We start from the raw sequence: 12,365 nt of genomic DNA on the forward strand, positions 1-12,365 counted from the left end.
CCCGGCATGCGCTATTATATACATACCGACGGTATGTATATATACAAAGGAGATATGCCCAATGGCCCGCAACAAGCACCCGGAGGAGACGGTGGAGAAAATTTTGTCTGTCTCAAGACGTCTTTTTGCCGAGCGCGGCTATGAGCACACCACCATTGCCGATATCGTAGCGGCGACAGGCATGAGCAAGGGCGCCTTTTACCACCACTTTAAGTCCAAGGAGGACGTCTACGACCGCATTACCGACCAGTACTACGAGTCCAAGGACTGGATGAGGGACGCCACCAAATTTCCAGGGCGGAACGCGCTGGAGAAAATGCGGGGTCTGTTCGGTTTTCTCCTCTCCGACCCCGCCAAGCTGGACCTGGACAAAATGTCAGTCAGCATCAAGCTCAACCCAAGGCTGGTATTGCTGGCCCTGGAGTCCACCGTGCGGGACGCCGCCCCTGTTGTCGAGGTGCTGATTCGGGAGGGAAATGCCGACGGCTCCCTCCATGTGGCGCAGCCCAGGGAGACGGCCGAGGCCTTCATGCTGCTCATGAATATGTGGGTGGGCGTCTTCATCGGCGACCGGGCGGACTTCACCGCCAAAATTGCCTTTCTGAAATCCATGACAGACAGCCTGGGACTGCCGATTTTAAACCAAGAGCTCATCGATGTGGCCATGCGCTACTATGACGACATTATGGCCTGCCTGCCCGCCCCTTCCCTCTGAAGCGCCGCCCCGCAATGGGGCGGTTTTTTCGGACAAGATACATACCAACCGTCGGTATTATTAAAATGAGATTGAAAAGGAGGCGCTGCTGCGATGACGGAGGAGCAATTCGACGCTGCGGTGGAACGCATGGGAGACGCATTGGAGAGGACCGTGGAGGGCGCGGCGGATCAACTCGACAGGTCCTTAACGCGCGCCTGCCGCCACCGGCCGGTCCGCCTTGTGTGCAAGTCCGTCAGCCTTCTGACGGGCGTGGGGCTGGCCGCCGGCGCATTTCACCTCGCCGGGCGGGGAAGCCGCACCGCGGCAAGGGTGTGCCTAATCAGCGGCGGACTGGTCATCGGCGCCGGAATTTTGGAGTGGGCGCTTTTCAGAAAAAAATAATCTTCAGCGTCTGTTTTAAAGCAGAAACTAGTTTATCAGTAAAAGGGGAACGACTATGAAACCGGCCAAACTATTCAACCGCAACTTTACCATGATGATCATCGGACAGATTATCTCCCTCTTCGGCAATGCCATCCTCCGCTTCGCCCTGCCCCTCTACGTGCTGGACGCGACGGGAAACGCCGCGATTTTCGGCGGAATCCTGGCCCTGTCCATGATTCCCACCGTGCTGCTCTCCCCCATCGGCGGCGTGATTGCCGACCGCTTCCCCCGGCAGCGCATCATGTACGTGCTGGACTTCGCCACCGCCGCGCTGGTGGCGGCTTTCCTCCTGGTCTTCGGGGCGGGGGGCGGCGTGGCGGCCGTGGCGGTGATGATGATGCTCCTGTCGGTCATCCAGGCCTGCTACCAGCCCTCGGTCATGTCCGCCATTCCCCTGCTCTCCTCCGACGAGAACCTGATGGCCGCCAACGGCGTGGCCATGCAGGTGCAGGCGGTGTCCACGCTGCTGGGGCCCATCCTGGGCGGCATTCTCTACGCCCGGGTGGGTGTCTTCCCCATTCTGGCGGCCAGCGCGGTCTGCTTCTTCGCCTCCGCCATCCTGGAGCTGTTCATCCGCATCCCCTACGAGAAGCCCGGGCGCACCGGCGGGGCCGTCACCCAGATTCGGTCCGACCTGGGCGACGCCCTCCACTTCCTCCGCCGCGAGAAGCCCCAGCTCTGGGGCTTCCTCTTCATCATGGCGGCGATCAACCTCTTTTTGTCCGCGCTTTTCATCGTGGGGCTGCCCTACCTCATCAAGACCTTCCTGGGCCTGTCCGCCGAGCTCTACAGCTACGCGGAGGCCGCGCTGGGCCTGGGCTCCATCCTGGGCGGGCTGCTCTCCGTGGTCATGGCCAAGCGCATGGCCTTCCGGCAGTCCTATCTGCTGGTGGGCGTGACCGCCATCCTCATGCTGCCCATCGTGCTGGCGCTGGCGCTGGGGCTCGCCCCCCTCGCCACCTACGGCATCATCGTCGTGTGCGTGCTGGTGGGCATGGGTTGCTCGGCGCTGTTCAGCATCTTCGCCCAGACCTACCTCCAGCAGCAGACCCCCACCCCTCTGCTGGGAAAGGTGTCCTCCTTCGTCTCCGCCATCTGCGTGTGCGCCATGCCCCTGGGGCAGGCCATGTACGGCGTGCTCTTCGAGGCCGCCGGGAGCGGCGTCTGGATGGTGGTGGCCTTCGGCATGGCGGTGAGCCTGGCGCTTACCGCCGTCACCGGCCGGGCCCTGGGCCGCGCGGTGGACGCCTTCGGGACGGAGACCGGGGCCGGGGCGGAGGCGTAACGGCCTGCCGGGCCGCCCCGGATGGTTTCAATTTGAAAAATCATGTATAATTTGCCGCGAATGGGGCGATGCTATGCCTGGAAATCCATTTAGAGGAGGTTTCTTGGCATGATCATGGATAAGATTGCCCTGATTCTGGCCATCATCGGCGGACTCAACTGGGGCAGCATCGGTATTTTCGGCTTCGACCTGGTGGCCTTCGCATTCGGTGGCTCCCAGAGCGCCGTCTCCCGGGTCATCTACACCCTGGTGGGACTGGCCGCCATCTGGTGCATCTCCCTGCTCTTCCGTGAGCGGGATACCGTGGACGAAAAGACCTGAAACACGCGAAAAAGAACGTACTGCCGCGGCAGTACGTTCTTTTTTGTTAGTTCGACCGCTTCTCCAGCAGGAGGCAGGTCAGCAGGAAGCAGAGGACGGAGATGCCCGCACAGCACGGAATCACCGGGAGGATGCGCCCCTTTTCTGCCTGATCAAACCAAAACGCCGCCAGCGCGACGCCCGCCAGCGCGGCTGTTGTGCCGATCTCCATCGGCCGTGTTCTGGATACCGGCGCCCCGCCCGCCATCAGGGCGCTGAACGCCGCCACCCACAGGCAGACTGTCAGGCCAAGGAGCAGGGAGAGGCCGAAGGCGTCCCAGCCCAGCCAGGGCGCGGCCTTGTCAGGAGAGAAGACATCCAGTCCGTTCTCTTCGGCGAACGCAAGCATGACCCGGCTCCGCTCCACATAGAGCGCCGTCAGGCCCTGCCGCATCCCCTCCCCCACCGCCAAAAGGACGCCCCAGGCCAGCACCTTTCCACCGAGGCTCTGCCAGGCGGGGCGGCCCGCCGTCCGCTCCAGCACGCGGGCCGGGCCGGTGCTCCACCCGATAAAGCTGGCAGCGCAGTTCATAACAAAGATAACCTGGATGCCCATCCCGCACCAGACGCGGAATATGGCCTGACTTTCCAAAAGGGCCACCACCGGCATGCCGCATATGGCTATCAGGCCCCCGAGGAGGAATATCGCGGGCGAGCCTCCCTGCCGCAGCTCCCACTTGGCGCTCTTCAGCAGGCCCTTCATACGCCCCCGCCCCCTTCAAACACCGCCATATAGTGCTCCTCCACCGATTGGCCGTATTGGGCGCGGATCTCCTCGGCGGAGGCCTGAAGACAGATTTTCCCCTCCCGCAGGAAGAGCACGTCGTCCAGAACGGGCTCAATATCGTGGACCAGATGTGTGGCCATGAGAATGGTCCGCTCCCCGTCCGGGAAGTCCAGCACCATGCGCAGGAGCCTGGCGCGCTCCACCGGGTCCACGCCGCCCAGCGGCTCGTCCAGCAGATAGAGCCGGGCGTCCCGCGACAGGAGGAGGGCCAGGTCCAGCCGCTCCGCCATCCCCTTGGGGAGCAGGGAGATCCGCTGCTCCCCGGGCACCGACAGCTCCTCGCACAGGGCGTCGGCCCGGGCGGGGTCAAAGTTGGGAAAGAGGTCGGCGTAATAGGAGACGCCCCGCTTCACCTTCAGCTCGCCCGGCAGAAGAATGTGGTCCGCCATATAGGCCACTTGGGGGCGGCGCTTCCTTGTAATCCGCTGCCCGTCCAGGAGGATGGTCCCCCCGGTGGGCCGCAGACCGCCGGAGAGAATCTTCAAAAGCGTGCTCTTCCCCGCGCCGTTGTGGCCCAAAAGGCCCACGATCCGTCCCGGCGACAGGGTAAAATCGCAGCCGGCAAGAACCCGGTTCTCGCCGAAGTCCTGATAGACGCCTCTGACCTCCAGCCGCTCGCTCACTGCTCCCCCTCCTTTTCCAGCCGTGCGGCCGTCTCCGCCCGCGTGAAGCCCAGGGCCGCCATCCGGGCGAGGAACTCCTCGGTCAGCTCCGCCGCCAGGCGCTCCCGCAGGGCCGCGAGGCGGGCGGCGTCCTCGGTGACGAAGCTGCCCACTCCCCGGCGGGTCTCAATAAGCCCCTCCCGCTCCAGCTCCGCGCAGGCGCGCTGCATGGTGTTGAGGTTGATGCCGTACCGTGCGGCCAGAGCCCGTACCGACTCCACCCGCTCGCCCGGCCTCAAACCGCCCGAGACAATGGCGCGCTTAATATGGTCCATCACCTGCAGATAGATGGGAGCGCTGGCGGAAAATCGCACGGTGATCACCTCGCCCAGTGTACTAATATCATAATACACTGTATCACGCAGATGTCAAGTGCAGTAAAATAATACTTGACAGGTGGGAATTGCAGTTCTATACTAACACTACACCCCCGGGGGGTATTATCCACACTTGTGATACGGAGGGCACGCCCATGATGGCCGACGAAAAGAAAGTTACCCGTCTTTTGAAGACCGCCAGGGGACAACTGGACGGAATTCTCAAAATGGTGGAGGAGAACCGCTACTGCATTGATATCTCCCAGCAGATTATGGCCACCGAGGCCATATTGAACCGGGTGAACAAGGAGATTTTGACCGCCCACCTCAAGCACTGCGTCCAGGAGGCCAAGACCGACGAGGAGCGGGCGCAAAAGGTGGATGAACTTGCTGATACTCTGGGAAGAATATTGAAGTAGCCCGGCGAGACCCGGAGCGGGGGCGCCCCCGCCCGGGGAAAGGGGCATCCGCCAGGCCGCAAGCCCCGCCCTGCGCGGCGCCCGCGAGGGGGACGGGCGTCGTCTCCCGCCGGGGAATCCAACCCGCCTCTCCACTTTTCACGTATGCAAAGGAAGGTGTCCCCATGAAGCAGAAATTCAACGTGACCGGCATGACCTGCCCGGCCTGCTCCGCTCCCCGCGAAAGCGCCGCTTTCGCCGGGGGCCCCTCTTATTTTATCTGCCGGGGCGAAATGAATCCGCCCGGCATCAAGGTTTCCCAGTGGGAAACGCTTGGGACGCGCCCGAAGGCGCGGATGGGCGGAGCATACGAATCAGAAAGCGCGGTGTCCCCATGAAGCAGAAATTCAACGTGACCGCCATGACCTGCCCGGCCTGCTCCGCTCCCCGCGAAAGCGCCGCTTTCGCCGGGGGCCCCTCTTATTTTATCTGCCGGGGCGAAATGAATTCGCCCGGCATCAAGGTTTCCCTGTGGGAAACGCTTGGGACGCGCCCGAAGGCACGGATGGGCGGAGCATACGAATCAGAAAGCGTGGTGTCCCCATGAAGCAGAAATTCAACGTGACCGGCATGACCTGCTCGGCCTGCTCCGCCCATGTGGAGAAGGCCGTGGGCAAGGTGGAGGGCGTGGAGGGCGTCAGCGTCAATCTGCTGGGAAACTCCATGCTGGTGAACTACGACGACGCCAGGACGGACAGCGCCGCCGTCATCCAGGCGGTACAAGACGCGGGCTATGGGGCCTATCTCCCCGGCGCGGACTCCGCCGGAAAGGCCGCTGAAAAGGCGGCGGCCCCGGCCATGGACGAGGAATTGAAGCGCATGAAGCGGCGGCTTATCGTCTCCTTCTGCTTCCTGATCCCCCTGTTCTACATCGCAATGGGGCACATGATGGGCTGGCCCCTCCCCTCCCTCTTCCACGGCGTCCACAACGCCATGATTTTCGCCCTGCTCCAGTTCCTGCTGCTGCTGCCCATCATGTACGTCAACGACAAGTACTATAAGGTGGGCTTCAAAACCCTTTTTAAAGGCGCGCCCAATATGGACTCCCTCATCGCCATCGGCTCCGCCGCCGCCTTTGTGTACGGCATCGTGGCCCTCTTCAACATCGGCTGGGGGCTGGGCCACGGCGACACGGCCCTGGTGGAGCAGTGGTCCATGGACCTCTACTTCGAGTCGGCGGGCATGATTCTCACCCTCATCACTCTGGGCAAGTATCTGGAGACCCGCTCCAAGGGCAAGACCAGCGAGGCTATCACCCGGCTGATGGATCTGGCGCCCAAAACCGCCACGGTGATCCGGGACGGGAAGGAGCTGGAGCTGCCCGTCGAGGACGTGGCGGTGGGCGACCTCATCGTGGTAAAGCCCGGCGGACGCATTCCGGTGGACGGCGAGGTGGCCGAGGGCTACTCCGCCGTGGACGAGAGCGCCCTCACCGGCGAGAGCCTGCCGGTGGAGAAGGGTCCCGGCGACAAGGTGGCCGCGGCCTCCATCAACAAGTCCGGCTCCTTTACCTTCAAGGCTCTGCGGGTGGGCGAGGACACCACCCTGGCCCAGATGATCCGTCTGGTGGACGAGGCCGCCTCCTCCAAGGCCCCCATCGCCAAGCTGGCGGACAAGGTGGCGGGCGTCTTCGTCCCGGTGGTCATCGCCATCGCCCTGGTGACGGCCGCGGTATGGCTCATCGCCACCGGCTCCGGCACCAGCGCGCTGACGGCGGGTGTGGCGGTGCTGGTCATCTCCTGTCCCTGCGCCCTGGGGCTGGCCACCCCTGTGGCCATTATGGTGGGGACCGGCAAAGGCGCGGAGAACGGCATCCTCATCAAGTCGGCCGAGGCCCTGGAGACACTGCACACCATCGACACGGTGGTGCTGGACAAGACGGGCACCCTCACCCAGGGCAAGCCGGTAGTCACCGACTGCTACCCCAACGAGGGCGCCACCACGGAGGAGCTTCTCTGCGTGGCCGCCTCGCTGGAGAAGCCCTCCGAGCACCCCCTGGCTGACGCCATTGTGGCCGAGGCGAAGGAGCGGCGCATCCCCCTGGCTCCCATCGAGGGCTTCCGGGCCGTCCATGGCCGGGGCGTCGCCGGCACGCTCCACGGCGTGGACGTGCTGGCGGGCAACCGGGCCATGATGGAGGAAAACGGCGTGGAGCTGGCCGGCTTCGGCATGATTGCGGAGGAGCTGGCCAAGCAGGGCAAGACCCCCCTCTACTTCGCGGAGAACCGGGCCGTCCTGGGCGTGGTGGCGGTGGCGGACACCGCCAAGCCCACCAGCGCCGAGGCGGTGGCCGGCTTCAAGGCCCAGGGCATCCGGGTCGTGATGCTGACCGGCGACAACCAGCGCACCGCCGAGGCGGTGGGCGGGGAGCTGGGCGTGGACACGGTGATTGCCGAGGTCCTGCCCCAGGACAAGGAGCGGCATGTGGCCGCCCTCCAGGCCGAGGGGAAGAAGGTGGCTATGGTGGGCGACGGCATCAACGACGCGCCCGCACTGGCAAGGGCCGACGTGGGCCTCGCCATCGGCGCGGGGACCGACGTGGCCATCGAGTCGGCGGACATTGTCCTGATGAAGAGCGACCTATTGGATGCGGTGACCGCCGTTCGGCTCAGCAAGGCCACCATCCGCAACATCAAGGAAAACCTCTTCTGGGCGTTTATCTATAATATCATCGGCATCCCCCTGGCGGCGGGCGTGTTCTACCCCATTTTCCACATGCAGCTCAACCCCATGTTCGCCGCGGCGGCCATGAGCCTCTCGTCGGTGTGCGTGGTCAGCAACGCCCTGCGGCTCAAGTTCTTCAAGCCCGCGCCCCGGACGGGCGCGGAGGCCTCCCCCGCGACAGTCCGCGCGTCGGACAGTATTCCCCGGCAGAAGCCGATTTTGAAAGGAGAAAAGAAGATGGAAAAGAAATTGAACGTGGAAGGCATGATGTGCTCGCACTGCAAGGCCCACGTCGAGAAGGCCCTCGGTGCGGTCGCCGGCGTGACCGCCGCCGTGGCCGATGTGGAGGCCAAGACCGCCACCGTCACCCTGTCCCAGGAGGTGGCGGACGCGGACCTCAAAAAGGCCGTGGAGGACGCCGGGTACGAGGTAACTTCCATTTCCTGAGCTGAACAAAAGGCGCGGCGGGGGTGTTCCCCGCCGCGCCTTTTGCCGTCATCCCGTGTCATTTTCCGGACTTGGTAACATCAGATTTCAATGATTTACCTGGTATTGTAAACGTATATTTTTTGCTGTTACCAACAAGATTTATTCTGTCTTAAAAAGCAAGTTTTGTGACATTTGTCTTGATTTTTGCAAGGGTGTGTCGTATAGTAAAATACAGGAAAATAAGGCGTGCGGCGCTCTGAAATCGGCGGCGCGTTTTTGTTTTCCGCAAACAGAAGGGATGAGCAAAGGGGTACCCCTTTGCTGCTTTTGACCCTGGGTCAAAAGACAAATCCCCTAAAATCTGGAGGGAATGAAATGAATCGAGCAGGAAAACGGACACTCGCGCTGTTCCTGAGCCTGGCAATGGCATTCTCACTTGCCTGCCTCCCCGCCCAGGCCGCGCCTGTCATGGCGGACGCGGCCGGGAGTTGGGCCGCCGGCTCCATCGACCGCTGGGCGCAGCTCGGCATCGTGCAGGGCGACTCCGACGGGAACTTTAACCCCGCCAATCCCCTCTCCCGCAGCGAGCTGGCCACCATTCTGGTGAAGATGTTCGGCCTCACGGAGAAGGCGGAAAACACCTATTCCGACCTGAAGGGCGACGAGTGGTACGCCGACGCCATTCTCAAGTGCACCGCCGCCGGGATTATGAAGGGCGACGGCGTCAGCTGCAACGCCACCGCGCAGATCAGCCGCCAGGAGACCATGGTCATGCTTGGCCGGGCGGTGGGCGTCGTCCCCGCCGGGGAGCCGGACATGAGCCGTTTCACCGACGGCGCGGAGGTCGCCGACTGGGCCGCGGGCTATCTGGCCCCCCTGGCCGAGATGGGCATTCTCACCGGGGTTGGCGACGGCTCCGCAGCCCCCGCGGCCAATATTGACCGCGCATCCATGATGGCCCTGCTGGACAAGGCCGTGGTGGAGTATGTGAACGCCCCCGGCGAGGTGGCCGTGGACAACGCCAACGGCTTTGTGGTTGTGAACGTGGCCGCCGGGGAGGGCGAAGTGGTCCTCACCGGCACCGCGGCTGGCGTGGTCGTGGCCTCGGGCACCATTGGGGGCAAGGTGGTGGCGAAGGACCTGTCCGCCGGCACCGTGAAGGTGGACGGCGCCGCCGCCGTCTCCGTCGAGGGCGGGAGCACCGTCGGCACCGTGGCCGTCAGCGCCGCCGCCAGCGTGGAGATCGCCAAGTCCGCCAAGGCCGACGCGGTGGAGGTGACAGGCGCGGACGCCAGGCTGACCGTCGCCGGCACCGTGGGCAGCGTGGCGGTGGCGGAGAGCGCCGCCAACACGCAGGTGAAGGCTGAGGCCGGCGCGAATATTGCGTCCGTGGAGAACGCCGCCGAGGGCCTGACCGTCACCGGCAAGGGCAGCGTGGGCGCCGTCTCCACCACCGCCGAGGCGAAGGTATCCACCCCCAACACCGTGACCACCCACACCGAGACCAGGGTGGACGCACAGGGCAACACCGTCACCACCAAAACCGAGACCACCAACAACAGCAAGGGCGAGGCCGGCACCGTCAAGACCGAGACCACCACCACCAAGCCCGACGGCACCACCGATACCAAGACGGAGACGCAGAAGCCCGACAAGCCCTCCGGCGGCGGAAGCTATGTGCCCACCGTCTCCACCTGGGACGGCGCCAGCGCCGACACAGGCTGGTACAGCGAGAGCGCCGACGCCTTTACCCTGTCCACCGCGGCAGAGCTGGCCGGGCTGGCGAAGCTGGTCAACGAGGGGAAGGATTTTGCCGGGAAGGCGGTCACCCTGGGAATTGATATCGACCTGGGCGGACATGAGTGGACTCCCATCGGCCGATATATTAAGGCTTGGGGCGCTGTAGTCGAGGGCTATGAAGAGATATCGAAAGATTACGTCGGGTACGTGCATCCGTTTAGCGGCATCTTCGATGGCAATAACAAGACTATTTCAGGCCTGGAGGTAACTACACGCTCCTCATGTACTGACTCCATGCTGGATGGCTCTGCACTTTTTGGTGTAATTAGCGGCGCGACGATTAAAAATGTAACCATTTCCAATTGCGTCATTTCCTCTGATGACCGCTCTGCCGCCGTTGCGGGTTTTGTTATCGGCGGAAAGGCTGATTTTTCTAATATTCTGATCGACGGCGGTACAATTCTCAGTCATGACCCTTGCGACGACAACGAAAGCAGCCTCAACTATGATGGCAACGGTACAGACGATTGGAGTTCCTGGTCTACCGGAGGAATTGTCGCCCAAATTTATAATTATAGTACTTATAATTATAAGAATGTTAGCAACGCTGTCGTATCCTTTGAGAACTGCGAGGTTCGTGGGACCGCTATTACCGGCGATTATAATGTAGGCTCACTATGGGGCTCTATCACCGAGGCGGGAACCATTCCGGGCAATTTGCAGCAGCTCCCCGCTGCGGTGACGGTCTCCGACTGTAGCAGCTCTGCCGAAGTCCACTGCACGCAGGGCACAATCGGCGTTCTCGGGGGCTGGACTTACTGTGCCGGCGGCAATGTTGATGGTTTTGATTTTACCGGAACAGCTGCCAATCAGAATGGAGACTGGACGGTCTCTCTCTGCGGTGGAATGGGGGATGGTGGCGGATATACTGCCCTCAGCGTAGAAAACGCATCCGTATCTCCCCCGGACAACGCGGTGCTGAATCAGGCTCTTACCATTCCTGCGAACATTTCTTTTAAGGTCCCCGCCTCCTATACCTTCACCATCAATGCGGGAAAGGCACTCACTGTCAACGGAACATTCATCAATCGTGGCACAGTTATCGTCAATGATGCAAATGCCCTCTCATTCGTCCTTTCTGCGGGTGGAAACATTAAGCTGGGTGACAATATCACGGTTTCCGCGCCCATCGTCATAGCGCAGGATGCTGTCGTCGACGGTGCCGGATATACCATTACCGGAAAAGCGGACGGCGGTAATAATCGTCAGGGCGTGTTCCATCTGTTTAACGAGTCCGACACCCCCGTCGCACTCACGCTCAGGAATACGACAATTATCAATAAAAATGGAGTGGAGGGAAATAAGTGGTCCAACGCCTGCGGCATCAGCGTCAGAGCGTCAAATCAGTCCGTAACCCTTGATCATGTAACCATCGATACTTCTCACTACTGTATTTTCGTCGGTGTTCCGGGCTTGGAAACTGAAGATATTAATCATGTCACGCTTACAATTAACGACTCTAACCTCACCGGATATGCCGCAGTGTACTACCGTTCCAATACTACGGAAATTACTGACCCCGTTCTTACAGTGAGTGACAGCATGCTAATCGGCCGGGGATACAATGGAGAAGGTAATGGTTTTAGTACCCTCGTATTTAATGGTACTAGGAATGCTCGTGTCGCAATTACCGACACCTATCTCTCTAATAGCTTTAATAATGGTAATGCCGATGCCAACCAGGATATCATTCGCTTTAATGATTATTCTCCGTATGAGAAGAATGCTGTTGTGACGTTGACAGGTTGTACCCTTCAGACCACCGAAAATGCTGTTGTGCCCAACGTGGTTAACTTCCGCTGCCTGGAAAACCTGAATATGGGCAACAAGGTTATCATAGACGATGCCACGAATACCTTGGGGCAGGACGGCAAACAGTTGATTCGTGTTATGCGCAATGGCGATGAGCTTGTCGCCACCGGTATTGATCTGGAAGATGTACTGGATCTGCGGGTATACAGCAGAGAAGCTTATAATCAGGACCCTGTCACCGGCGGTAAAATGATTTACAACGTTCTCAAGTCAGGCGATACAGTCATTCTTCCCGATGAATACACCATTCCGGCAAATACCACTGTCATAATTCCAGACGGCATCACTGTCAGCGGTACTGTTCAAGGAACCGACGCCACATCCCTGCTCGTTATCACTTCCGATAACGGGTACGGCAGCTTGAGCGCCGGAACCTATGAGTGGGTTAACGGGAACTGGACGGTAAGTACCGTCCAACCGTAGCGGCACGCATTATAAAGCGCCGGGGCAATGAACAGCCCCAAGTTATTCAGACAGCACAAAAAAGCGGCCCGTGAGTAGGCAAAGCAGATTATGAGGAGAGGTGGCGCGCAAGCGGCGCCTCTCCCGTTTTTATTTGGATACGCTCATAGTTATAAAAGTGAATAAACTCGGCAATCGCATGGTTGGCCTCTTCAAAGGTGTCCGGCTTATGCCTGTAAATACACTCG

General features: G+C 61.2%; 11 protein-coding genes. 7 read left to right on the forward strand and 4 right to left on the reverse strand.

Annotation, left to right across the window (positions count from 1 at the left end):
* Nucleotides 1–61: 61 nt before the first annotated feature.
* The 4 genes from H8S62_RS16890 to H8S62_RS16905 all read left to right on the forward strand — a co-directional run bounded on the left by H8S62_RS16890 (nt 62) and on the right by H8S62_RS16905 (nt 2,747).
* A complete protein-coding gene (locus H8S62_RS16890; protein WP_155145662.1) occupies nt 62–715 on the forward strand; it encodes a TetR/AcrR family transcriptional regulator in 654 nt (217 codons plus the stop codon).
* 93 nt (nt 716–808) lie between these two features.
* Entirely contained in the window at nt 809–1,099 is a 291-nt protein-coding gene (locus tag H8S62_RS16895) for a hypothetical protein (RefSeq protein ID WP_155145664.1), read from the forward strand.
* A 55-nt stretch (nt 1,100–1,154) separates the two neighbouring features.
* Complete coding sequence (locus tag H8S62_RS16900; RefSeq protein WP_155145666.1) at nt 1,155–2,426, forward strand: MFS transporter; 1,272 nt, start codon at nt 1,155–1,157, stop codon at nt 2,424–2,426.
* Between the two features lie 108 nt (nt 2,427–2,534).
* The gene (locus tag H8S62_RS16905; RefSeq protein ID WP_155145668.1) at nt 2,535–2,747 is read left to right on the forward strand and encodes a DUF378 domain-containing protein; all 213 of its coding nucleotides are present in this window, start codon (nt 2,535–2,537) and stop codon (nt 2,745–2,747) included.
* A gap of 46 nt (nt 2,748–2,793) precedes the next feature.
* Here H8S62_RS16905 and H8S62_RS16910 read toward each other — a convergent pair whose 3' ends face one another.
* From H8S62_RS16910 to H8S62_RS16920, 3 genes are read right to left on the reverse strand one after another with little or no spacing between them, the layout of a single operon-like run.
* On the reverse strand, nt 2,794–3,489 hold the full coding sequence (locus H8S62_RS16910) for a hypothetical protein (RefSeq protein ID WP_186920349.1): 696 nt from the start codon (nt 3,487–3,489) through the stop codon (nt 2,794–2,796).
* The gene (locus H8S62_RS16915) at nt 3,486–4,196 is read right to left on the reverse strand and encodes an ATP-binding cassette domain-containing protein (protein WP_155145672.1); all 711 of its coding nucleotides are present in this window, start codon (nt 4,194–4,196) and stop codon (nt 3,486–3,488) included. The genes H8S62_RS16910 and H8S62_RS16915 overlap by 4 nt, the downstream gene beginning before the upstream one ends.
* Nucleotides 4,193–4,549, reverse strand: a complete 357-nt coding sequence (locus H8S62_RS16920; protein ID WP_186920350.1) for a GntR family transcriptional regulator — start codon at nt 4,547–4,549, stop codon at nt 4,193–4,195. The genes H8S62_RS16915 and H8S62_RS16920 overlap by 4 nt, the downstream gene beginning before the upstream one ends.
* Before the next feature lie 158 nt (nt 4,550–4,707).
* Between H8S62_RS16920 and H8S62_RS16925 the strand changes: the two genes are divergently transcribed.
* The 3 genes from H8S62_RS16925 (at nt 4,708) to H8S62_RS18445 (ending at nt 12,138) form a co-directional block, all read left to right on the forward strand.
* The gene (locus H8S62_RS16925; RefSeq protein WP_155145676.1) at nt 4,708–4,971 is read left to right on the forward strand and encodes a metal-sensing transcriptional repressor; all 264 of its coding nucleotides are present in this window, start codon (nt 4,708–4,710) and stop codon (nt 4,969–4,971) included.
* Nucleotides 4,972–5,553: 582 nt separating this feature from the next.
* Entirely contained in the window at nt 5,554–8,121 is a 2,568-nt protein-coding gene (locus H8S62_RS16930) for a heavy metal translocating P-type ATPase (RefSeq protein ID WP_186920351.1), read from the forward strand.
* Between the two features lie 357 nt (nt 8,122–8,478).
* Complete coding sequence (locus H8S62_RS18445) at nt 8,479–12,138, forward strand: S-layer homology domain-containing protein (protein ID WP_186920352.1); 3,660 nt, start codon at nt 8,479–8,481, stop codon at nt 12,136–12,138.
* An 88-nt stretch (nt 12,139–12,226) separates the two neighbouring features.
* Here H8S62_RS18445 and H8S62_RS18745 read toward each other — a convergent pair whose 3' ends face one another.
* Nucleotides 12,227–12,358 carry an IS3 family transposase gene (locus H8S62_RS18745; RefSeq protein WP_423788670.1) on the reverse strand — a complete coding sequence of 44 codons (132 nt, stop codon included), beginning with the start codon at nt 12,356–12,358 and terminating at the stop codon, nt 12,227–12,229.
* Nucleotides 12,359–12,365 lie beyond the last annotated feature (7 nt).

This window comes from Lawsonibacter faecis, from assembly GCF_014287675.1.
Lineage (GTDB): Bacteria > Bacillota > Clostridia > Oscillospirales > Oscillospiraceae > Pseudoflavonifractor > Pseudoflavonifractor faecis.